Source organism: Haloarcula laminariae (genome assembly GCF_025457605.1).
GTDB lineage: Archaea > Halobacteriota > Halobacteria > Halobacteriales > Haloarculaceae > Haloarcula > Haloarcula laminariae.
On the sequence record NZ_JAMZFY010000001.1, the window covers coordinates 206,489 to 228,936 of the forward strand.

23 protein-coding genes, 1 tRNA gene and 1 other RNA gene are annotated in these 22,448 nt (G+C 66.3%); 20 read left to right on the forward strand and 5 right to left on the reverse strand.

Annotated features, from left to right (window positions below):
* Positions 1 to 78: 78 nt before the first annotated feature.
* The 9 genes from NJQ98_RS01025 to NJQ98_RS01065 all read left to right on the forward strand — a co-directional run bounded on the left by NJQ98_RS01025 (position 79) and on the right by NJQ98_RS01065 (position 10,751).
* Positions 79 to 222: a hypothetical protein gene (locus tag NJQ98_RS01025; protein WP_262174738.1), complete on the forward strand. Its 144-nt coding sequence runs from the start codon at positions 79 to 81 to the stop codon at positions 220 to 222.
* A complete protein-coding gene (gene hutH / locus NJQ98_RS01030; RefSeq protein WP_262174740.1) occupies positions 215 to 1,783 on the forward strand; it encodes a histidine ammonia-lyase in 1,569 nt (522 codons plus the stop codon). Before NJQ98_RS01025 ends, hutH begins: the two co-directional genes overlap by 8 nt.
* A gap of 248 nt (positions 1,784 to 2,031) precedes the next feature.
* The gene (locus tag NJQ98_RS01035) at positions 2,032 to 3,153 is read left to right on the forward strand and encodes an ABC transporter substrate-binding protein (RefSeq protein ID WP_262174742.1); all 1,122 of its coding nucleotides are present in this window, start codon (positions 2,032 to 2,034) and stop codon (positions 3,151 to 3,153) included.
* A 95-nt stretch (positions 3,154 to 3,248) separates the two neighbouring features.
* Positions 3,249 to 4,157, forward strand: coding sequence for an ABC transporter permease (locus tag NJQ98_RS01040; RefSeq protein WP_262174744.1), 909 nt, complete (start codon positions 3,249 to 3,251; stop codon positions 4,155 to 4,157).
* Positions 4,154 to 4,972, forward strand: a complete 819-nt coding sequence (locus NJQ98_RS01045) for an ABC transporter permease (RefSeq protein ID WP_262174746.1) — start codon at positions 4,154 to 4,156, stop codon at positions 4,970 to 4,972. Before NJQ98_RS01040 ends, NJQ98_RS01045 begins: the two co-directional genes overlap by 4 nt.
* A gap of 228 nt (positions 4,973 to 5,200) precedes the next feature.
* Positions 5,201 to 6,949: a urocanate hydratase gene (gene hutU / locus NJQ98_RS01050; RefSeq protein WP_262174749.1), complete on the forward strand. Its 1,749-nt coding sequence runs from the start codon at positions 5,201 to 5,203 to the stop codon at positions 6,947 to 6,949.
* A 43-nt stretch (positions 6,950 to 6,992) separates the two neighbouring features.
* A complete protein-coding gene (gene hutI / locus NJQ98_RS01055; protein WP_262174751.1) occupies positions 6,993 to 8,210 on the forward strand; it encodes an imidazolonepropionase in 1,218 nt (405 codons plus the stop codon).
* 131 nt (positions 8,211 to 8,341) lie between these two features.
* Entirely contained in the window at positions 8,342 to 9,739 is a 1,398-nt protein-coding gene (locus NJQ98_RS01060; protein ID WP_262174754.1) for a right-handed parallel beta-helix repeat-containing protein, read from the forward strand.
* Positions 9,740 to 9,890: 151 nt separating this feature from the next.
* On the forward strand, positions 9,891 to 10,751 hold the full coding sequence (locus NJQ98_RS01065; RefSeq protein ID WP_262174756.1) for a hypothetical protein: 861 nt from the start codon (positions 9,891 to 9,893) through the stop codon (positions 10,749 to 10,751).
* A gap of 63 nt (positions 10,752 to 10,814) precedes the next feature.
* Here the strand turns inward: NJQ98_RS01065 and NJQ98_RS01070 are convergent, their stop codons facing one another.
* From NJQ98_RS01070 to NJQ98_RS01085, 4 genes are all read right to left on the reverse strand, one after another.
* On the reverse strand, positions 10,815 to 11,027 hold the full coding sequence (locus NJQ98_RS01070; protein WP_262174758.1) for a DUF8123 family protein: 213 nt from the start codon (positions 11,025 to 11,027) through the stop codon (positions 10,815 to 10,817).
* 251 nt (positions 11,028 to 11,278) lie between these two features.
* Positions 11,279 to 11,352 (reverse strand) — tRNA-Lys (locus tag NJQ98_RS01075).
* A gap of 34 nt (positions 11,353 to 11,386) precedes the next feature.
* Entirely contained in the window at positions 11,387 to 12,052 is a 666-nt protein-coding gene (locus NJQ98_RS01080; RefSeq protein WP_262174760.1) for a DUF7119 family protein, read from the reverse strand.
* 77 nt (positions 12,053 to 12,129) lie between these two features.
* Positions 12,130 to 12,279 carry a hypothetical protein gene (locus tag NJQ98_RS01085; protein ID WP_489146077.1) on the reverse strand — a complete coding sequence of 50 codons (150 nt, stop codon included), beginning with the start codon at positions 12,277 to 12,279 and terminating at the stop codon, positions 12,130 to 12,132.
* A 265-nt stretch (positions 12,280 to 12,544) separates the two neighbouring features.
* On the opposite strand from NJQ98_RS01085, the gene NJQ98_RS01090 reads away from it, so the two are divergent.
* The 9 genes from NJQ98_RS01090 (at position 12,545) to NJQ98_RS01130 (ending at position 20,991) form a co-directional block, all read left to right on the forward strand.
* On the forward strand, positions 12,545 to 12,883 hold the full coding sequence (locus NJQ98_RS01090; protein ID WP_262174763.1) for a DUF8134 family protein: 339 nt from the start codon (positions 12,545 to 12,547) through the stop codon (positions 12,881 to 12,883).
* Positions 12,884 to 12,978: 95 nt separating this feature from the next.
* Positions 12,979 to 14,742 (forward strand): nitrite/sulfite reductase, encoded by a 1,764-nt coding sequence (locus NJQ98_RS01095; protein WP_262174765.1) that lies wholly within the window; start codon positions 12,979 to 12,981, stop codon positions 14,740 to 14,742.
* A 94-nt stretch (positions 14,743 to 14,836) separates the two neighbouring features.
* An RNA gene (rnpB, locus tag NJQ98_RS01100) (RNase P RNA component) lies at positions 14,837 to 15,212 on the forward strand.
* 36 nt (positions 15,213 to 15,248) lie between these two features.
* Positions 15,249 to 16,220: a matrixin family metalloprotease gene (locus NJQ98_RS01105; protein WP_262174767.1), complete on the forward strand. Its 972-nt coding sequence runs from the start codon at positions 15,249 to 15,251 to the stop codon at positions 16,218 to 16,220.
* 49 nt (positions 16,221 to 16,269) lie between these two features.
* Complete coding sequence (locus NJQ98_RS01110; RefSeq protein ID WP_262174769.1) at positions 16,270 to 16,875, forward strand: rubrerythrin family protein; 606 nt, start codon at positions 16,270 to 16,272, stop codon at positions 16,873 to 16,875.
* 39 nt (positions 16,876 to 16,914) lie between these two features.
* Positions 16,915 to 18,975, forward strand: a complete 2,061-nt coding sequence (gene uvrB / locus NJQ98_RS01115) for an excinuclease ABC subunit UvrB (protein ID WP_262174772.1) — start codon at positions 16,915 to 16,917, stop codon at positions 18,973 to 18,975.
* 90 nt (positions 18,976 to 19,065) lie between these two features.
* On the forward strand, positions 19,066 to 19,551 hold the full coding sequence (locus NJQ98_RS01120) for a cation:proton antiporter regulatory subunit (RefSeq protein WP_262174773.1): 486 nt from the start codon (positions 19,066 to 19,068) through the stop codon (positions 19,549 to 19,551).
* On the forward strand, positions 19,544 to 20,731 hold the full coding sequence (locus NJQ98_RS01125; protein ID WP_262174775.1) for a cation:proton antiporter: 1,188 nt from the start codon (positions 19,544 to 19,546) through the stop codon (positions 20,729 to 20,731). The genes NJQ98_RS01120 and NJQ98_RS01125 overlap by 8 nt, the downstream gene beginning before the upstream one ends.
* An 80-nt stretch (positions 20,732 to 20,811) precedes the next feature.
* Positions 20,812 to 20,991 carry an HVO_0416 family zinc finger protein gene (locus NJQ98_RS01130; RefSeq protein ID WP_220589468.1) on the forward strand — a complete coding sequence of 60 codons (180 nt, stop codon included), beginning with the start codon at positions 20,812 to 20,814 and terminating at the stop codon, positions 20,989 to 20,991.
* Positions 20,992 to 21,147: 156 nt separating this feature from the next.
* Here NJQ98_RS01130 and NJQ98_RS01135 read toward each other — a convergent pair whose 3' ends face one another.
* Positions 21,148 to 21,645 carry a PadR family transcriptional regulator gene (locus tag NJQ98_RS01135; RefSeq protein ID WP_262174781.1) on the reverse strand — a complete coding sequence of 166 codons (498 nt, stop codon included), beginning with the start codon at positions 21,643 to 21,645 and terminating at the stop codon, positions 21,148 to 21,150.
* Positions 21,646 to 21,776: 131 nt separating this feature from the next.
* On the opposite strand from NJQ98_RS01135, the gene NJQ98_RS01140 reads away from it, so the two are divergent.
* Both NJQ98_RS01140 and NJQ98_RS01145 read left to right on the forward strand, forming a co-directional pair.
* Positions 21,777 to 22,127 (forward strand): winged helix-turn-helix domain-containing protein, encoded by a 351-nt coding sequence (locus NJQ98_RS01140; RefSeq protein WP_262174783.1) that lies wholly within the window; start codon positions 21,777 to 21,779, stop codon positions 22,125 to 22,127.
* 2 nt (positions 22,128 to 22,129) lie between these two features.
* Positions 22,130 to 22,429: a DUF7521 family protein gene (locus NJQ98_RS01145; RefSeq protein WP_262174785.1), complete on the forward strand. Its 300-nt coding sequence runs from the start codon at positions 22,130 to 22,132 to the stop codon at positions 22,427 to 22,429.
* Positions 22,430 to 22,448: the final 19 nt, after the last annotated feature.

Consider the following 22,448-nt stretch of genomic DNA (forward strand, 5'->3'; position numbering starts at 1 on the left):
AGCGGAGAGTATATTTAAACGAACCGCCATATGACGGTTCTATCTCTTTGCGATGTATTCGCATATCTCCAAGCGAACATGAGCGACTACAGTGAGCCGTCGGACGGGACACACCACAGTATGTGGATGGCGCCGCGGGCGCGGACCGACGTATCCCGCTGTGAGCACGTCCCGCCCGACTTCGGCGCCGCCGAGAGCGGTGGGGTGGTCGTCCATGGATGAGGTCGTCGTCGACGGCGAGAGTCTCACGCCTGCGGACGTCGAGGCGGTCGCGCGCCACGACGCGCACGTGACCATCGCCGACGGTGCGCGCGAGGCGGTCCGCGAGTCCCGGGCGCGCATCGAGGACATCCTCGAAACCGACGAGGCGGTGTACGGCGTCAACACCGGGTTCGGCGAACTCGTCCAGCAGCGTATCCCCGAAGAAGACATCGGCACGCTCCAGCGGAACCTGCTCCGGAGCCACGCCGCGGGCGCGGGCGACGAACTCGGCACGCCCGAGGTGCGCGGGATGTTGCTCACCCGACTGAACACGCTCGCGAAGGGGTTTTCCGGTATCCGTGTGCGGGTCGTCGAGCTCCTCGCCGACATGCTGAACGAGGGGGTCCATCCCGTCGTGAAATCCAAGGGGAGCCTCGGCGCGAGCGGTGACCTGGCCCCGCTCTCGCACCTCGCGCTCGTCACCATCGGCGAGGGCGAGGCGTGGGTCGACGGCGAACGGCTGTCCGGCGGGGCGGCGCTCGACCGGCGGGGGCTCGACCCCGTTCGGTTGCGCGCCAAGGAGGGGCTGGCCCTCATCAACGGGACGCAGTTGACGGTCGCGCTCGGCGCGCTGGTCCTGCGGGACGCCGAGCGGGCCGTCCGGGCCGCCGACATCGCCGGCGCGCTCACCACGGAAGTCACGATGAGTACCAGCGCGTCCGCCCACCAGCGCATCCAGGACGTGCGCCCCCACGCGGGTCACGCGGAGACCGCGCGGAACATCCGGGAACTCACGCGCGGCTCCGGCATCATCGAGTCCCACCGGAACTGCCACCGCGTGCAGGACGCCTACTCGATACGGTGTATGCCACAGGTCCACGGCGCCGTCCGGGACGCCGTCGACCACCTCCGGGACGCCGTCGAGACGGAGCTCAACAGCGCCACCGACAATCCGCTGGTGTTCGACGCCGAACGGGTGGACGACCGCGCGAGCGGGACCGACCGGGCCGCCGTCCTCTCCGGCGGGAACTTCCACGGGGAGCCGCTCGCGTTGCCCCTCGATTACGTGACCGGCGCACTCACGGATCTCGCGGCCATCTCCGAGCGCCGCATCGACCGGCTTCTCAACCCCAACATCCAGGAGGACCACCTCCCGCCGTTCCTGACCGACGACGACGGGCTCGAATCGGGGTACATGATAGCGCAGTACACGGCCGCGGACCTCGTGAGCACGAACCGCTCTATCGGCCGGCCCGCCACGGACAACATCACCGTCAGCGGAAACCAAGAGGACCACGTGAGCATGAGTGCGACGAGCGCCTACCGCGCCCAGGAGGCGGTCAACAACACGCTGTACGTGCTCGCGAGCGAACTCACCTGCTCGGCCCAGGCCATGGAGTTCGTCCCGGAACACGAGCCCGGGCGGGGAACTGGGGCGACGTACACGGCCATCCGAGAGCGGGTACCGCCGCTGGAGGAGGACCGGCCCGTCGGCGAGGACGTCGACGCCGTTCTCGAACTCGTCGTCAGTGACGAGTTGACGGAGCGCGTCGAATCCGTAATAGATACGTACGTCCGCTAGCCCCTTTCGTCCGTCCCGCTCACTCCCGCTGCGATTTTAATATATAATATATAATAAGGTAGAATTCCCCGGTTCCCCGTGCCAGAGCGAGCATATATTCTCGTTTATACAGATATAGCTCCGTAACACTGTGTGTATGTGTTACTTTAGGCCAACAGCAAAAACGAATACGGGGTTGTGGCGTATATAAATGTATATCCATATGGTGTATCTATTTGTATGTCCGTTGTTTCGCATGTTAAAGTGTCATGAGCAACAGAACGACTGATTCGAACCGAACTGTAACGCGCCGGGCGTTCCTCGGGACCGCCGGCGGGGCGTCGGCGATAGCGCTTGCCGGCTGTAACGGGCTGGGCGGGAACTCATCGTCGGACGGCGAACCGTCGAAACCGGATAGCCTCGTCGTCCGCGCGTGGGGCGGCGCCTGGCAGGAGAATCTCCAGAGCGAGGTCGCGGAACCGTTCACCGACGAGACGGGCATCGAAATCGAGTACGACAACACCAGCGAAGAGGTCATGCAGGGCCAGATTCGGACGGCGCTGAACCAGAACCGCGCGCCGCCGGTCAACGTCAACTGGTCGACGACGCTCCAGTCGTACAAGGCCGCGGACGCGGACCTGATGGTGCCGCTCGACACCGACGTGGTGACGAACCTCTCGGGGCTCCTTCCGGCCGCGCAACCCAACATCGGCGACGCCGACTGGCCGTTCGCGAGTCTCTACTCGTACGTGTACTCGCTGTCGTACAACACGGACAAAGTCGACTCGGCACCCACCTCGTGGGAGGAGCTGTGGGGCGACGGATGGAGCGACGGCCTCGGCTTCTATCAGGGCGGCACCGGGTTCGTCCCGGTGCTCGCAACGCTCGCGGACGAAGAGCTGGACGGGGACATGTCCGCGACGTGGGACCGCCTTGAGGAGCTCTCCGGGAACGTCGGCCTCATCGGCGACGACGACCAGCTCACGACGAACCTCATCGACGGCGAGATATCGGCGTGTACTCTCATCGGGGCGAACACGTACAACGCGATGCAAGACGACCAGCCGGTCGACTACACGGTCCCCGAGGAGGGGGCCGTCGCGAAGCGCGACGCGATGTACACGCCACGGGGCCAGGAGGACGGCGCCGTCCACTGGGGCCAGGAGTTCATCAACTACGCAGCCAGCGCCGACATAAACGGCCCGTGGTCCGAGGGCCTCGGCGTCGCGCCGCTTCACGGCGACGCGGAAGTCCCCGACTGGATGGCCGAGTCCGAGATGTTCCCGACCAGCGAGGAGCAGTTCAACAGCATGATAACGGTCGACCCAGCCAACTACGTTGAGAACAGCTCGTACTGGTCCAGCCAGTTCAACGAGATCACGCAGTCGTAACCGCGACTGTCGACTTTCACCCCGACAACCCCAACCCAAGCATGAGTATCCGGGAAAACATACACCGCCGTCGTCTCCGCGTACAGTGGCGCGTGATGGACGCCCTCATCGAAGCCAAGAACCGCACCCCTGTGGACTTCTCACAGGGCATCGGTGACCGGTTCGGGTATGCTCTCATCGCGCCGGGCTTCCTCCTCATCAGCTTTCTCGCCGTCGGCATGGCGCTGCTGACGTGGTACAGCTTCCTCACCTACGACCCGGTCGAGATATTCACCTACGAGTACACCCTCGAGAACTGGATTCGGTTCGTCGAGACGCCGGCACACCACCGGATACTGTTCCGGACGCTGCTGTACTCTGCCGTCGTCACCGTGGTCTGTGTCGCCCTGTCGATACCGTACGCCTACCTCATCATCCGAACGAAGAACAGCCTGTTCCGCAACCTGCTGTTGTTCGGGCTGTTCGTCCCCTTCTTTACCGGCGTCATCATCCGCGCGTACGGCTGGCTCATCATCCTCGGCGAGAACGGCATCGTCAACTGGCTGCTAGCGAGGGTCGGCATCAGTTCCATCGGGTTCATCGGCACGCCGTTTGCCGTGCTGGTCGGGCTGATACAGTACATGCTCCCGTTCGGGGTGTTGATGCTGACGCCGGCGATCGCAAGCATCGACGAGGACCTCGAACGGGCGGCACAGAACTGTGGCGCGAACCAGCTCGAGACGTTCCGCTACGTCGTGCTCCCCCTGGCGCGGCCGGGGCTCTCGGCGTCTATCATCGTGATATTCACGCTCTCGGTCGCGAACTACTCGATTCCGAACCTGCTCGGCTCCGGGCAGCTCAGCTTCGTCGCGAACTTCATCTACAACAAGCTGTTCACGACGCTTAACTATCCGTTCGCCGCGGTGCTGAGCCTCATCCTCGTCGGCATCGCGTCACTCGTCGTGATGGCGATATTCAAGCTGTACGGCACTGGCACCCTCGGCTCGGAGGTCGATGGCGCATGATTGGCATCCGGTCCTCCCTCCGGGCGCTCCGGACCGACCACCCCTTCCTGCTCGGGTTTGCGCTCCTGGAGATGGTGTTTCTCATTCTCCCCTCGGCCATCGTGCTGGTCGTCTCTATCGGGCCGAGCGAAATCGTCACCTTCCCCCCGTCCGGGTTCACGCTGAGGTGGTACGGCTCGCTGCTCGGCGACGCGGGGTACGCGGAGCCGTTCGTACACAGCCTCTACGCGGCGACGCTGTGTACCCTGCTCTCGATTCCTATCGGCGTCGCCACCGCCATCGGCCTGAACCGGTACGACATCCGGTTCAAGGACGGGTTCCAGACGTACTTCCTGCTCCCGTTTACCGTCCCGCTGGTCGTCTCGGGGGTCATCCTGCTCATTCTCTTCGGCCGCATCGGGTGGATCGGCGACCTCTGGGCCGTCGGGCTGGCGCTGACGATAATCAACCTCCCGTTCATGATATGGAGCGTCGCGTCGAGCGTCAACGCGTTCGACCCGACTCTGGAGAACGCCGCCAAGAGCCTCGGTGCCGAAGAGATACAGACGTTCACGCACGTCACCTTCCCCTCGCTGATGCCCGGAGTCATCTCCGGGGCGCTGTTGATGTTCATGCTCGGTCTCAACGAGTTCCTGGTGAGCCTCATCATCACAACTCGGACGACTGAGACGCTTCCAGTCGCCATCTACAGCGCCATCCGCGGGAACATCAGCCCACAGATAGCGGCCATCGCGAGCGTCTACGTCATCATCGCCGTCGTCGCCATCGTCGTCGCCGACCGCGTCGTCGGTCTGGACCGGTTCCTGCACTCGTGAGGCGACGGCGCCTGCGCCCCTTCTCGTCGACGACCGTCCCGAAGTACATAGGCGAGTCTGTCGCGGAACCCGGACGTACTGTGCGGGCGCCTGTGACGGGCGGATTTCACCCCCAGAGTAGCCGGACTCCAGCGTCCGGGTCGCTCCCGGCTGGTCTTTGGACCGGTTAAAAATCCCCCTCCCTTCGGTGGCGAGTCAGTGTTTTCGGTGTGCGACTACAGTACGCGTATGAGTCAGGACGGACTCGAACCGTCGAGTGAGACGCCCAGCGACGAGTGGCTCTCGTATCAGGGAGCGCCGACAGGGACGGACATAGAGTGTGAGGGGTGGCGACAGGAGGCCGCCCTCCGCATGCTCAACAACAACCTCGACCCCGAGGTCGCCGAGGACCCGGAGGACCTCGTCGTCTACGGCGGGGCCGGACGCGCGGCCCGTTCCTGGGACGCCTACGACGCCATCCTCTCGGAGCTCCGGGAGCTGGGTGACGAGGAGACGCTGCTCGTCCAGTCGGGCAAACCGGTCGGCCGGTTCCCGACACACGAACGGGCCCCGCGGGTCCTCATCGCGAACTCGAACCTGGTCGGGCACTGGGACAACTGGGACCACTTCCACGAACTCGAAGCCGACGGGAAGATAATGTACGGCCAGATGACGGCCGGCTCGTGGGCCTACATCGGGACCCAGGGCATCATCCAGGGGACCTACGAGACGCTCGCCGAACTCGCCAGACAGGAGTACGACGGCGACCTCCGGGGCAACACCGTCGTCACCTCGGGACTGGGCGGGATGAGCGGCGCCCAGCCGCTCGCGGTGACGATGAACTACGGCGTCTGTATCGTCGCCGAGATCGACGAGTCGCGTATCGACCGCCGCATCGAGACCGGCTACTGCATGGAGAAAGTCGGGACGCTTGACGAGGCCATCGAGCGCGCGTCGGAAGCCGCCGAGGCGGGCGAACCGTACAGCGTCGGCGTCCACATGAACGCCGCCGAGATGCTCGAAGAGATGCTGGAGCGGGACTTCGTCCCCGACGTCATCACCGACCAGACCAGCGCCCACGACGTGATGGAGGGGTACTACCCGTCGGGCTACACGACCGAGGAGGCCGAGGAACTCCGCGAGCGCGACCCCGACCGGTACCGCGAGGAGAGCCTCGACACCATGGAGCGGCACCTCGACGCCATCCTGACGATGCAGGACCGCGGCGCGGTCGCGTTCGAGTACGGCAACAACATCCGCGGGCAGGTACAGGAACACCGCGACCGGGACGACGCCTTCGACTTCCCCGGGTTCGTGCCGGCGTACATCCGTCCGCAGTTCTGCCGTGGCCGGGGCCCGTTCCGCTGGGCGGCTCTCTCGGGGGACCCGGAGGACATCTACCGCACCGACGAGGCGGTCCTGGAGCTGTTCCCCGAGAAGGAGCGCCTCGCCCGGTGGATCGACCTCGCCCAGGAGCAGGTGCAGTTCCAGGGGCTCCCGAGCCGCGTCTGCTGGCTCGGATACAACACCGACGGCGAGGGCGACGAGAGCGAGGAGTCCCTGACCGAGCGCGCTCGCTTCGCCCTCCGCATCAACGAACTCGTCGCCGAGGGTGAGATAGCGGCCCCCATCGTCGTCACCCGGGACCACCTCGACGCCGGCAGCGTCGCCAGCCCGTTCCGCGAGACCGAGGACATGAAAGACGGCACCGACGCGGTCGCCGACTGGCCCATCCTCAACGCCCTGCTCAACTGCGCCGCCGGCGCCGACATCGTCAGCGTCCACGACGGCGGCGGCGTCGGCATCGGCAACTCGCTGCACGCGAACAACCACGTCGTCCTCGACGGCTCGGAGCTGGCCGCCGAGAAGGCCCGCCGCGTCTTCACGACGGACCCGGGGATGGGCGTCGTTCGCCACGCCGACGCCGGCTACGAGGAAGCCATCGACGAGGCCGACGAGTCCGACGTGCCGATTCCCATGCGGGACAACGAGACATGACGTCGGTTCGCCACGCTGTGGGGCCGGTGCTCGGGGGGCGACCGTGAGCTACACCGTCGTTCACGACGCCGGGGAAGTCGTCACCGGTCCGGCCGACGGGGACGAGACGCTCGAAACGGTGACCGACGCGGCCGTGGTAATCGAGGACGGGACGGTCAGCGAGGTGGGGCCGTCCGAGGAGATTGCCGCCGCGCATCCGCCGGAGAACGCCGAAGCCGCCGTCGACGCCGACGGGAACTGCGTCCTCCCCGGCTTCGTCGACTCGCACACCCACGCGCTCTTCGCCGGCGACCGGTCCGACGAGTTCGAGGCGAAGCTCTCGGGGGAGTCCTATCAGGACATCCTCGCCGAGGGCGGCGGTATCCTCCGGACCGTCCGCAACGTCCGGGAAGCGACCGACGCCGAACTCGCCGAGGGGCTCCGGGCCCGTCTCGACGTGATGCTGGAACACGGGACGACGACGGCCGAGGTGAAGTCCGGGTACGGGCTCGACACCGAGACCGAACTGCGGATGCTCTCGGTCATCGACCGGGTCGACGAGGGCCACCCGGTCGACCTCGTCCCGACGTTCATGGGCGCACACGCGGTCCCCGAGGATACGACCGCCGAGGCGTACACGGAGTCGGTCGTCACCGAGCAACTCCCCGCGGTGGCCGACCAGGGCATCGCGCGGTTCTGTGACGTGTTCTGTGAGGCGGACGTCTTCTCCGTCGAGCAGTCCCGCCGCATCCTCGACGCCGGCCGGGAGCACGGGCTCACGCCGAAAATCCACGCCGACGAGTTCGAGCGACTCGGCGGCTCGGGGCTCGCCGCCGAACTGGGCGCGGCCAGCGCCGACCACCTGCTGCAGTCGACCCCCGATGACGCCGCGCGTCTCGCCGACAGCGGCGTCGTACCCGTGTTCCTCCCCGGGACCGCGTTCGGCCTCGACGGCGAGTACCCGGCCCTGGAGCCCTTCCGGGAGCGGGGGACGCTGCCGGCGGTCGCGACCGACTTCAACCCCAACTGTTACGCGCCGACGCTGGGCTTTGCGGCGACGCTCGCCTGCGTCGGTATCGGCATGACGCCCGCCGAAGCCGTGCGCAGCATCACCGAGCGCGGCGCCGCGGCCATCGATCGCACCGACGGCAGCGGGACCGTCCGCCCCGGTGCGCCCGGCGACGTGGTCGTCCTCGACGCCCCGTCGTACCGACACCTCCCCTACAAGTACGACATCAACCTCGTCGAGACGGTCGTCAAGAACGGCGCCGTGGTCGTCTGACAGCGCCACGGACCCCTCCCGGCCACAGGCGGCTTTGACCGCCACGACCGACAAAGAGTCGCACGGCAGTGGCTCCCTTCGGGCGGGGTTAGACGCTCCTTTCTAATGTATATCTGGTCGCTCTATCGCCTATGGAACGGTCACGCAGAGGGATGCTGGCTTCTGTCGCCGGCGTGCTCGCGCTCGCGGGCTGTGGGCGGCCAGAGAGCGCCGGGCCGGACGAGCGATCCACTATCGCGGCCAGTCTGGAAACCCGCGCAAAACAGCAGATGGACGAACCGAACGAACAGCGCGTTTCGACCGAGGCGCTCGTCGACGAGTACGAGGCGGACCGCTACGTTCTCGCCCGGGGCGAGCAGTTTCACGCCATCGACGATGCGGAGGAAACCCTGGTACGGGCCGACGACCTCGGACGCGCCATCAACGAGGCGCAGGCGACCCTCACGGACGGCCGTGTCCTCGTGGCCGCCAGCGGCCTGCTGGGCGTCCCAATCGAGCAAGCGGACCAGATATCCCTCGCCGGTCTCGACGAGCGGGGGGAGCTGACGCCGACCGAGGACGCCGGCGAATCCTACGCGCTCTACCGAGCATCGGACGGGACGACCGGAGGCCGGTTCGAATCGCTCACGCTCGATATGCAGTACCGGGGCGGGTCAGCTATCTCCGTTGACCGGTGTTCTGGGTTGGTTCTGAACGACCTCGACATCGACAATGTCGGGGTAGCCGGAGTCGTCCTCTCCGGCAGCGAATCGGTCGATATACGCGATTCCCGGTTCGAGGGCATCAGCAAGGAGGCGGTCTCGCTCACGAACTGTTCGGCTGTCCGGGTCGAGTCGTGTACCGTGACCGAGGCAAACAATGCCGCTGCCGTGGCAAACTCGTCGGATATCACTATCAGTGCCGTCGACGCTCGGGCAACGGATTACAGCGCCTTCACCATCGAGGACTACACCACGAACTGGGAAGTGAGCGACTGTACGGCCATCGACAGCGGGAGCACGCCCTTTAGCGCGTCAACCGCACTCAACGGCGCGTTCGTCGGCTGTGTCGCCGAAGGGATGACGAAAGCAAACGAGGCCGGGTTCGAAATCGAATACAACTCGGACCAGGACGAGGAGAACCGTCGGAACCCGGTCCGTGGCTGTTCCGTCGTGTCGTGTACGGCCCGGGACTGCAACGTCGGCTTCTACACCCGGGAGGACGAAGCGCACGATACGGGGACCCCCGTCATCAGGCCGCGATTTATCGACTGTACTGCGACCGGCTGTGACACCGGGCTCTTCATCGGCGCCAACGTCGAGGAGGCGATAGTCGAGAACTTCGACGCGGTCGACTGCAACACCGATATCGTCGACAACGGGGTGCGGACGATAATCGACGGGAAGAGCGAGAACGCGGGTAACCCGTCGTCCGAGGGGCAGTGGTTCGGGCAGGCGGCAACGGCCGCGGAACTCGATGTCGTCGTCGAGGACACGTCGGACGGAACCCAGTACACCGCGACGGAGCAGGGCGGCTGGCAGCCCCGCTGACCGTCCGGGCCGGCTGACACGCCACCGCGGCGTCCCAGCAGTCGACGGCGCGGCGTACGGCATCGATACCTCCAATCGCGGGCGACTTCGGGCCGTCTCCGGGACGCTCGAAAAGTAATCATTAAACCACGCCGCGACTGACAGTTGGAATATGCAACGACGAGCCGCGGCGGCGTACTTCCTGTTCTTCCTCGTCGCCAGTGTCGCAGCGTACTCGTACATTGGCGTCGCGGAGAGTCAGCGGCCGGAGGTGCAACTCGACGGGCCGGAGCTGACAAACGACAGCACCTTCACCAGCGAGGGCCAGACCTACACCGTCTCGAACATCCATATGTCGAGCGGCGGTGGCGGCCACGGCGGCGGTGGCGGTTCGATGGCCGCCGACCTCTCGTGGACGAACAACTCCTCACAGTACACTGCGACGTTAGAGAGCGGGTCCACGACAACCCGGGACAACACGACGTACAACGTCAACACAGACGACTCGGCGAACACGCTGACCCTCACTGCCGAGCAGAACGTGACCCAGCTGCTCCGCGAGGACGACGCAGTCGAGAACTCCCTCGCGACCCGGGACGGCAACGAGTACGTCGTCTACCGACAGAACGACACGCTCCGCCCGCTCTCGGAGTGGCTTCCGGAGCCGGAGACGGTGACGTACACGGCCGGTGACCAGTACCAGTACCAGGCCGACAGCGGCACGCAGACGACGACCATCACGAACGTGACAAGCGACGGTGCGACTCTCGAGTGGGTCGCGCCGCGACAGCGGACGGTCGAACTCAGCGAGGGCGGCAACGTCACGCTCGCGGACGGGCAGTACTTCGCTCACTTCCCCGACCACAGTACGGTCCAGGTCGTCAGCGTCGACCAGTATCCGCAGTACCAGGAGACGCTCGCCGACCAGGACTACTTCCACGAGCGCAAGAACGGGCTCTGGGGCATCTCGATACTCAGCGGCATCGCGTCGGTGCTGATGCTCGGGATGGCGTATCTCCCGAACCGCGGCTGAGACGCGCCGGCGTTCCGACACCCCGACCGCTAGAAACTACAACACTCTCCGCAGAACGCGGCTTTACTCGTCGTTCCAGCTAACGTACGCGAGCGCGGCGCCGACCACTCCCATTAGCACCGAGCCGACCACCTGCAGGGCTGCGCTGCTCATGGTCGCGTGTGTCGTCCACGGCGTGCCGGCGATCGTACCCGCCGCTGCGAGCACGAGGAAGACGCCACCGGCGACACCCAGGGGTTTCAGCGGGTCGTCGAGTCCGTCGGTGAGTACGTTCATACACCACCACTGAACCGAGAGGGTTCTAAATCATCCGGTCTGGACTCCCCGGCCCGGTTGTGGGGCCAGACGTACTCCTTTCGTTGCGCGTGACTGGTAGGATTGTAACTCCGCTCGCTGTCGCTCGCGGATATCTCACGGGCCGGGAGGGAGTTGAACCGGAGCCAGACGTGCTCACTTCGTTGCGCGCGACTAGCAGGGTTCAACTCCTCCGTGACCGCTTTACTCCTCACGTCCGTTCGTCGCAAAAGCGGGCCGGGAGGGAGTTGAACCCCCGACCATCTGGTTAAAAGCCAGACGCTCTGCCTAACTGAGCTACCGGCCCGCAGTAGCAGGTGGGGGAACTGGCGGCTAAGTACTTACGGTCCGTCGCCGAGCGTCGATTCCAGCGACTCCGTGACGACGCTGCTGGGGTCGGTCGCATCGAGTGCGGCGCGGCGGCGGAGTTTGCAGTAGGCGTCGGTGTCGATGTCGATGGTGAGCTCGCCGAGCCGGTACCCCTCGGCCGCGAGGGCGTCCTCGATGGTCGAGCCGTTGTTGACGCCGCTGGCGACGGCGCGTATCTGTCGCACCGTCAGGTCGTGGTCCAGCGCGGCCCAGGCGAGCAGGAGGCGGGCCTCGCCGGCCAGCCGGGCGATGTGTTTCGCGGCGGTCGGGGCGATTTCCCCCTTGGCGACGTGGACGCGAATCGAACGGGGGAGGTCGTGGACGCGGGACCACTTCCGGATGAAGGCGACGGTGGCGTCGCCGCCCGCTCGTTCCGCAGCGGCCTTGTAGGACCCCTCACCGCGGACGAGCGCGGCACACGCCGCTGCGCCGCGCAGCATGTAGACGTTGTCGTCGGCTCCGGCGGTGTTCTCGGAGAAGCGCCGCACGGTCTGTGCGGCGAGTTCGAGGCTGTCGGGGTCGTCGGGGTCGAACTCGACGGCCTCGTCGGCGTGTTCCCCGGCAAACGTCGGGTCGCCACGGATGACCGGCTTCCCGACCGGCGACTCCCGGCCGGTCGACGGTGCGTCGTCAGGCATCAGTACGCCGTTAGCGGTCCCGGCACAAAAGCATCCCGTCCGGTCGTGGCACGGTGCGGGCGGTCGAAAACGGGCCGCTAGTCGTCCGAAGCGCTCTCGCGCTCTTCGGACATGTGTTCCCAGATCTCGGTGCAGCCGCAGCCGTCCTCGACGTCGTCGAGGTGGTCGGTGGTTGGTTCGTCGACTTCAGCGTCGGCATCGTCGTGCGTTTGGTGTGCGTTCGTCATCGTTTCTGTATCCGGCGACGGGTATCGTCGCGTGTCGCTACTCATGCATAACGGCCCGTTTACCTTAAGCGCGCACTCTCCTGTAAGAACGACCCACACTGCGGCTTACCGGCAACGCGTGCAGCTACCTTGTACGGAAGTTGACAGCTCAGGAGTCACGGTACCGGACCGCACGCACCGACAGAGGGCGGCCGATTTTCCGCGGCACCGGCGAAAGTTGACAGCGCCGATGCCCTCAGGTGTCTCGGGAATCTAATGAGATGTAATGACGACCGACGTTCATCAGCTCGACGACGGTGCGTGGATATCCGTCAACGACTCCCGTGAGGTGAACGTCTCCGACCTGTGGCGGTTGGCGAATACGGACTTCTGTCGGTGTGAGCTCGCCGATTTCCTCGCCGAAGGGTTCGTGGAAGTCGGCGTCGACTACCCGGATATCGAGGCTCGCGTCGCCGGCCAGTGTATCGCCTGCGGCGAAAGCGGCGTAACTGACTGGCTGACGGTCGGCCGCGTCGTCGACCCCGATTCGGGCGAATTCTACGGCGTTGTCCACGAGAGCGTCCACTTCCCGGGCAAACACGCCGGCGATGGCGATTCGGAATAGTCAGCAATATTTTCCTATTTCGGGGAGTGGGGGAGACGGTTGACGAGAAGGCGTACCGTATAAGTCCGGCCCGCTAGGACTGTTACAGAACTAGTATGCCGACAAAAGTCGAAGGATGGAAAGACGAAATCTACGGCAACGAGATCCGCGAGCACCTCATGGAGTTCGCGGAGGAGGGATGGGAGTCCATCCCGGAGGACGAACACGACGCGTGGTTCGAGCGCTTCAAGTGGTGGGGGCTGTACCACCAGCGCTCGGGTCAGGAGTCGTACTTCATGATGCGCATCGGGACGCCCAACGGCGTCATCAAACCGGGTCAGCTGGAGGTCATCGGCGAAATCGCCCGCGACTACGCCAGCGGTCCCGCCGACAACCCAGAGTTCGGGCCGGCGGTCTGTGACTGGACGACGCGCCAGTCCATCCAGCTCCACTGGATAAAGATAGAGGACATCCCGGAGATATTCGAGAAGCTCGAATCCGTCGGCCTCTCGACCCAGCAGGCCTGTGGCGACTCCTGGCGTAACATCGTCGGCTGCCCGGTCGCCGGCAAGGACAAGCACGAACACGTCGACGCCTGGCCGGTCGCCGAGGAGCTCCACGAGACGTTCAAGGGCAACGACGACTACGCGAACCTCCCGCGCAAGTGGAAAGTCGCCATCACCGGCTGTGACGAGGGCTGTGGCCAGGGCGACATCAACGACCTCGCCTTCGAGCCCGCCGAGAAGAACGGCGAAGTCGGCTTCAACGTCCGCGTCGGCGGCGGCCTCTCCCGGAAGGAGGCCCGCCTCGCCCGCGACATCGACGTCTGGGTCCCGGCCGACCAGGCCGCCGACGTCGCCCACGGCATGTCCTCGCTGTTCCGCGAGTATGGCGACCGCGAGGACCGCTTCAACGCCCGCATCAAGTTCCTCATGGACGAGTGGGGCCCCGAGAAGATGCGCCAGGTCCTCCAGGACGAGTTCGTCGACTTCGAGCTCGAAACTGCCGGCGAGGACATGCGCGACCAGTACACCTACAACTCCGGCGGCCAGACCGGCCACAACGACCACGTCGGTATCCACGAACAGCCCGACGGCAACTACTACGTCGGCCTGAACGTGCTGGTCGGCCGGATGGGCGCCGAGGACACGCTGGAACTGGCCGAACTCGCCGAGGAGTACGGCTCCGGCGAGGTCCGGCTCACGCAGCGACAGAACGTCATCATCATGGACGTTCCCGAGGAGAACCTCGATGACCTCAAGAGCGAGCCCCTGCTCGAGGACTACTCGCCGAACCCGTCGCCGTTCATGCGCGGCTCTATCGCCTGTACCGGCACCGAGTACTGCTCCCTGTCAATCGTCGAGACGAAGAACCGCCAGGTCCGCTACGCCCGCTGGCTCAAGGACAACGTCTCCCTGCCCGACGACCACGAGGACTTCCACATCCACCTCTCGGGCTGTACGGCCTCCTGTGCCCAGCCCCAGATCGCCGACATCTCCCTGCGCGGCATGAAGACCCGCAAGGACGGCGAACCGGTCGAGGCGCTGGACATCGGCCTGGGCGGCGGCCTCGGCGAGGACCCGCGCTTTGCCGACTGGGTCGAGATGCGCGTCCCCGCCGACGAGGTGCCCGGCGCCATCCAGAACCTCGTCAACAGCTTCAAAGAGCTCCGCGACGACAGCGAGACGTTCCGCGACTTCGTCGAAGCGCGCGACGAGGACACCCTCGCTGACCTCGTCGAGCCCGAGGAGACCGACTACCACGACCCCTACATGCACAACACGAAGATGACGTGGTACCCCTACGCCGAGGACGACGACATGCAGTCCTCGCCGGCCCCGACCGACGGGGACGGACAGCCGCTCCCCTCCGACGACTGAGGACTGTCCTCGGCACCTTCCGATTTTCGCGCCTGTCCGACGCTTCGGACCGAGAGAAGCAACCTTAATCAGCGCCAGTAGCGTAGCCCCGGCTGGCAGCGGGAGGCCGGCCCCCGTGGCGCGAGCCATGAGGAAAGTCCCCCCACCCGTCGGACAGGTGACCGGGCACAAGCCCGGGGCGGGAGACCGTCGGCTATGGAACAGCAACGACACGTCGTCGCGGGACCGATGAGGTGCGCGAATCCCGAGTGCAAACGAGGGAGCGTTAACCCACCGAGGGCTCTTCGTGGACCGTGCGCGGCACTCCGTGCCCCACACGCCCCACGCTCCCCGCGACGGACCGATGGAACGGCGAATCCTCACCGGTGCAAGGCCGCGTCGACAGGTAGTCCGACACCGCGCGCAAGCGCCGGACGCGGCCGCTCAGCCGAATGCCGGCCCGAACAGAAGGGGGCTTACTCCCCGCAGCCACAACCTACAATTACGCCGAGTGCCACGAGTAGCCAATGGATAGACGACGCGCCGGCGTGTTAGCTCTCCTGCTCGTCGCGGGCGGGGTGGCCGGCTGTGGCGCGCTCGTCGAGCGGACCGACGACCTGACCGAGAGCGACGAGCATCCCTTCGCCGACGAGACGGTGACCGTCTCCGTGGCGGGAACCGACCGAGAGCGGGCGCTGGCCGCCGACGGACTGGCCTACTGGGCGGACAACGCGAGCGAGTACGCCGGCTTCGGCGTCGACTTCCGGGTGCTTTCACCCGGTGTGACGCCGACGGACGGGCCAGATGTCGACCTGCGCTTCGTCGGGACGGTGGGCGCCTGTGGCGACACCGAGTTCCCGGCCGGCTGTGCGCCCCGAGTCAACGCCTCGACCGGCGTCGACCGCCCGGCGACCGTCGAGATACGGCGGGGACTGGACGACGAGTCGACGCGGGTGGTCGTCCGCCACGAGGCGGGCCACCTGCTGGGGCTCACCCACGCCGACCGGCCGCGCGCCGTGATGGCCCACGAGCGGGACCTGGCGACGCTGCCCCGGCCGAACGCCACCGAGCGCGCGAACCCCTGGAACGACACGTCGCTGACGGTCGCACTGGCCACGGAGGGCGAGCAGCGGGACCGCTATCGGACGGAACTCGACTACGCGCTCGACTACGTCCGCGACGGCGCCGACGGGGCCGTTCCAGAGGGCGTCTCCGTTCGCGTCGTCGCGGACCCCGAGGCCGCCGACGTGACCGTCCGCCCCGTCCCGACGGACGACTGCACCGCGGATGCGGCGTCGTGTCTGCTGCTCGAAGGGGCCGACCCGGACAGGGACGGCGCCATCGAGACCTACACGGGCGCCGAGATACGCCTCGTCGGGCTCGACACCGACGCCGCGAGCTGGCACATCGCCTCGCAGTTCGTGCGGACGTTCCACACCGGCGACAGCCCCGACCGGCTGGCCGACGCCACCGACCGGCGGGGCGACTGGCACGGATAGGCGGCCCGGGTCCGATGGTTACAAGCCCGCGCCGGGCCCAATCGTGGGTATGACCGCCGCCGACCTCATCGACGCCGTCCGAGACGACAAGCAGACCGAGCTCTCCCGGCTGGGCTCCTCGAAGACGCTGTACGCGGACACCCGCGGGGAGATGGAGCCCGACGCCATCCACGCGGCCGCCGCGGCCCGCGAGGCCGCCGCTGTCGACACCTTCGAGGCCTGGGCCGACGACGAGAGCGACGACGCCGCCGGCCTCTTTGCCGACGCCGCTGCCGATGCGGACGGCCGGCTGGGCGACGCCGACCCCGCCGACCGCGCGTTCCACATGCACGACGAACTCGACGGGCTGGAGACGACCGTCGAGCGACTGGGCGGGCTCGTCGGCTGGACGCTCGTCGACAAGAAGGTCAAGGAGCAGCTCACCGGCTTCTTCACCGGGCAGGCCGACCCCCAGACCGCGAGCACCTACCGCAGCGCGGGCGGCGAGGTCGTCGAGCTGCGGGAGGACGCCGCCGACCTGCTCGATTCGACCTGCGACGGTGACGACGACTGGGACGCCGCGGAGGCGGCCGCCGTCGCCGTCGTCGCGGCGGCCTACGACGACTACGTCGAGACGCTGGAAGAGCTGGGCGTCAATCCGAAAGACGTCTGCTGACCCGCGCCGCTCAAGTCCCTCCAGCCCTTCCTTCCGTCAATGAGCGACGCAGGCGGCCCCCTCTCAATCGACCGTCCGGACGCCGACAGCGAGTTCCGCGTCGACGCCCCCTTCGACCCCGCCGGCGACCAGCCCGAGGCCATCGAGCAACTGGCCGAGGGGTTCCGCCAGGGGATGGACACACAGACCCTGCTCGGCGTGACGGGCTCGGGCAAGACCAACACCGTCTCCTGGGTCGTCGAGGAGATACAACAGCCCACGCTCGTCATCGCCCACAACAAGACCCTCGCAGCGCAGCTGTACGAGGAGTTCAGGGACCTGTTCCCGGACAACGCCGTCGAGTACTTCGTCTCCTACTACGACTACTACCAGCCGGAGGCCTACGTCGAGCAGACGGACACGTTCATCGACAAGGACGCCTCCATCAACGACGAAATCGACCGGTTGCGCCACTCGGCGACCCGGTCGCTGCTCACCCGGGACGACGTCATCGTCGTCGCCTCGGTCTCGGCCATCTACGGGCTCGGTGACCCGCGCAACTACATCGACATGTCGCTGTCCATCGAGGTGGGCCAGGAGATAGAGCGCGACGAACTGCTCGGACAGCTCGTGGACCTGAACTACGAGCGCAACGACGTGGACTTCACGCAGGGCACCTTCCGGGTGCGGGGCGACACGCTGGAAATCTACCCCATGTACGGCCGCTACGCCATCCGCGTGGAGTTCTGGGGCGACGAGATAGACCGGATGCTCAAGGTCGACCCCCTGGAGGGCGAGGTCAAGAGCGAGGAGCCAGCCGCCCTCATCCACCCGGCCGAACACTACTCCATCCCGGAAAAGCGGCTGGAGCGGGCCATCGAGGAGATTCAGGAGCTCCTGGAACAGCGCATCCGGTACTTCGACCGCAAGGGTGACGCCGTCGCCGCCCAGCGCATCGAGGAGCGCACCACCTTCGACATCGAGATGATGCAGGAGACGGGCTACTGCTCGGGCATCGAGAACTACTCGGTCCACCTCTCGGACCGCGAGAGCGGCGAGGCCCCCTACACGTTACTCGACTACTTCCCGGAGGACTTCCTGACCGTCATCGACGAGTCCCACCAGACGCTCCCCCAGATTCGGGGCCAGTTCGCCGGCGACAAGAGCCGGAAGGAGAGCCTCGTCGAGAACGGCTTCCGGCTCCCGACGGCCTTCGACAACCGCCCGCTCACCTTCGAGGAGTTCGAGGCAAAGACGGACCGGACGCTGTACGTCTCGGCGACGCCGGGCGACTACGAGCGCGAGCACAGCGAGCAGATAGTCGAGCAGATCGTCCGGCCGACCCATCTGGTCGACCCCGCCGTCGAAATCGCGTCGGCGACCGGCCAGGTCGAGGACCTCATGGGCCGTATCGACGAGCGCGTCGAACGCGACGAGCGCGTGCTGGTGACCACGCTGACGAAGCGGATGGCCGAGGACCTCACGGAGTATCTGGAGGAGGCCGGGGTCGACGTGGCGTACATGCACGACGAGACCGACACGCTGGAGCGCCACGAGCTCATCCGCTCGCTGCGGCTGGGCGACATCGACGTCCTCGTGGGTATCAACCTCCTGCGGGAGGGGCTGGACATCCCGGAGGTGTCGCTCGTGGCGATTCTGGACGCCGACCAGGAGGGCTTTCTCCGCTCGGAGACCACGCTGGTCCAGACGATGGGGCGGGCGGCCCGCAACGTCAACGGCGAGGTGGTGCTGTACGCCGACGAGCGAAGCAACGCCATGGACGCCGCCATCGAGGAGACCCAGCGCCGCCGGCGCATCCAGCAGCAGTACAACGAGGAGCACGGTTTCGAGCCCACAACTATCGAGAAGGCCGTCGGCGAGACGAACCTCCCGGGGAGCAAGACCGACACCGGCGGCGTCGCGGGCGACGGCCCGGCCGACGAGGACGAGGCCACCGCTCAGATTCAGCAGCTCGAAGACCGCATGGAGGAGGCGGCCAACAATCTGGAGTTCGAACTCGCGGCGGACATCCGGGACCGCATCCGGGAGCTGCGCGAGGAGTTCGACCTCGACGACGGGGGCGACGACGGCGGCGTTCCGGCGCCCGGGCCGGAGTTCTGATACCGGCCGGCGTCGGCTCCCGGCCCGCGGCGGTCGCCGTCCGCTGTGCCCGCCACGGGTATTTATTCAGACCGCCGTCGTTGTCCCGCTATGACGGTCTACGAGACCGACGTTCCCGGCGTCGGCAAGAAGTTCGAGGTCGAAATCGGCGGCGACGAACGGCTGGTCGTCCTGTTGCACCACGACGGGAAGCGGGAGGTGTTCCACAGGCCGGACTCGGACACCGACGCCGAGCGGCTGTTCACGCTCGACGGTCGGCTCGCTCGCGAGGTCGGCGCCATCCTCCAGGGGGCGTACTTCCAGCCCGTCGAGACCGACAACGTCGGGGTGCCCCTGGGCGGGGCCATCATCGAGTGGCTCGACGTGGGCGAGGGGTCGCCGGTGGTCGACAAGACGCTCGCGGAGTCCGGCGTCAGGACGGAGACCGGCGTCTCCGTCATCGCGATTCAGCGGGGCGCGGAGACCGTCCCCAACCCCGACCCGACGGAGACCATCGCCGCCGGAGACATCCTCGTGACGCTGGGGACCCGCGAGGAGCAGTCCGCGGCCGGGTCGCTGGTCAGCGACGATGGCTGAGCTGCTCCTGGAGCTCGGCGTCGCCGTCGCCGCCATCGCGCTCGCGGGGGCTCTCGCCGGCCGTATCGGCCTCTCCGTCATCCCGGCGTACATCGTCGCCGGCCTGCTGCTCGGGCCGAGCCAGCCGCTGGCGCCGGTCGGCGTCACGCTGCCGGTCGTCGCCTACGGCGAGGTCATCCAGCTACTGGCCGAACTGGGCATCGTCTTCCTCCTCTTCTTCCTGGGCCTGGAGTTCAGCGTCGACCAGCTGCTGCGGGACCGCCGGAAGATAACCGCCGTCGGGCTCATCGACTTCGCCGTCAACTTCGGCATCGGCGCGGCAATCGGCCTCGCGTTCGGATGGACGCTCCTGGAGACGCTGTTTCTGGCCGGACTCGTCTACATCTCGTCGTCGGCTATCGTCACGAAGTCGCTCATCGAGACCGGGTGGATCGCCAACGACGAGTCAGCCCCCATCCTCGGGACGCTCGTCTTCGAGGATATCCTCATCGCGGTCTACCTGGCGCTGCTGGCCGCCGTCGCGAACGGCGGGAGCCTGCGGGAGGCCGGCGTCTCCGTCGGCGTCGCCTTCCTGTTTCTCGGCGGGCTCTCGGCCGTCGCGTGGTACGGCTCGGCGTGGTTCGAGCGGCTCTTCACGACGGGTTCGGACGAGCTGTTCGTCCTGCGTGTCGTCGGTCTGACGACGCTGGTCGCGGGCGCGGCGCTGGCGCTGGGCGTCAGCGAGGCCGTCGCCGCCTTCTTCTTCGGCACGGGGCTCAGTCAGACGAGCCACGTCGAGCGCATCGAGCGTCTCGTCTCGCCCGCTCGGGACCTCTTTGCCGCCGTCTTCTTCTTCGCTATCGGGCTCTCGACGGACCTGACACTGCTCGCCGGCGTCGCCGTCCTCCTGGTGGTGGCCGTCGTCACGACGACGGCCGGCAAGCTCGTCAGCGGCGTCCTCTCGGGGCGGGTCTACGGGCTGGACCGGCGCCGTTCGCTCCGCGTCGGGCTGGGGCTGGTCCCCCGCGGGGAGTTCTCGCTGGTCCTCGTGGCGCTCGCGGCCGGCGTCGGCACCGGCCGGCTGGGGTCGGTCCTGCCCGCCTTCGCGGTCGGCTACGTGCTGGTGATGAGCGTCGTCGGAAGCCTCCTCGTGGCTCGGGCCGACGCCATCACCGACGCTATCGCGGCCGCTCGCGGGTGACACGTCCGTCCCGCTTCTCGTGTGACAACTGTTGGCAAAACCGGTAGTTCTATATACTGGTGTGTTATACCATAGCATGTATGGCGAGCGCACCGAGATCCGACGAAATGTTCGACGAGTTCCTCTCGCAGCGCGGTCACGAGGTCGACGACGTTGGATGGGAAGAAAACTACAACAAGAAACAGTGTCCCGACTGTGGCGGGCTTCACGGCTCGGCCGCGAGCGAGTGCTCGGTGTGTGGCTGGACACCAGTAAACTGAACGCGATTCCGCGGTCCGTTTTTTCGCCCGTGTACCGACCCGCGAGCCGCGGCTGACGGGTACCGGCTAGCTATCCCCGGCTCCGTCCTTTCCCGATGTGATGCCGTGAAGCCAAACCCCGGCCGGCCGGGAAAGGATAGAGAGAGACGTGGAATGTCAGACCGCGTCGAGCGACGCGTGCAGGAACATTCCGATGACGAAATGCCTGTATGCCGCTTCCTCGATGCGCGACGCCGCCGTTTCGGCGTCGTCGATCGAGTACTGCTTGGTCTGCACCAGTTCGTGAACGGCGAGCGTGTTCTCCGCTTCGAGGTCGTGCAGACGCGGATACACCGTGCCCGGACTCAACTGCGCGTCGAACAGACGCGACAGTGCCTCCATGAGCCCTGTCCCGTGTGTCTCATCGTCCGACAACGCGATCATCGCGAGCAGGATTTCGTCCAGACTTTGGGTTACGAGCCCGTCGCCGACGGCGAGTTCGCCGTCGTCGATGTCGTCGATGACCGAAGCCAACAGCGACTCCGGGATGGCGTCACGGCCGGCACTCCCATGGGTGGTTGGGTCGGTCGACCCGACGAGGGGGGTCAGTCGCTCGTCGAGTCGGTCACCCATCGTCTTGCCGGTCGCCACGCGACGGAGGTTGTCTCCGGACATCGTTTATCTGGACGCAATCCGCAATACAGTGTACCGGGGCGGTTATCATATAAACACCTCAGCGTTTTCGGAGCGTGAAACAGCCTCCCCGCTCGTAAACGTTTATATGAAATGGGGAGAAGGAATTGATAGTGGCAGAGGACAAGAGTATCGAGGAGGTCCTCGATACAATCGGTGACCAGCACGCGCGACGCGTCCTGGCCGCCATCAGCCGGGAAGCCCAATCCGCGAAAGACCTCGCCGAGCAGTGCGACCTCTCTTTACCGACCGTCTACCGTCGTATCGAGCTCCTGGACGAGTACGACCTGGTGAAAGACCGCACGCTCGTCGCGGAGGACGGCAACCACTACAAGGTGTACGAGTCCAACTTCGAGTCGACGGTCATCTCGCTGGAGGACGAGGAGTACAAGGTCCGCATCTACCGCGAGGAGAACCTCCCCGACCGCTTTAGCCAGCTGTGGGACGAGCTAAACCCCGAGTAACCATGCAAAGCGGGGTCGCCATCGCGCGCGGGGCGCTCGTGTTGATGCGGATGGTCGTGTTCGGGCTCACGCTCGGCATCACGCTCATCAGCTTCCAGGCCTACCGGAAGCGACCCTCCGAACGGCTGCAGTACGCGTTCGTCGGCTTCGCGTTCATCAGTATGGGCGTCGCCGTCACAAGCGTCATCACGCAGCTCTCTACCGGGCGTATCGGGCCGCTCGCCGTGGTGTTCTTCCAGATGGCCGAGACCATCCCCTTCATCATCGGGTTCGCGATGCTGTACGTCTCGCTGTATCGGTAGGAGTTCTGACATTCCATAG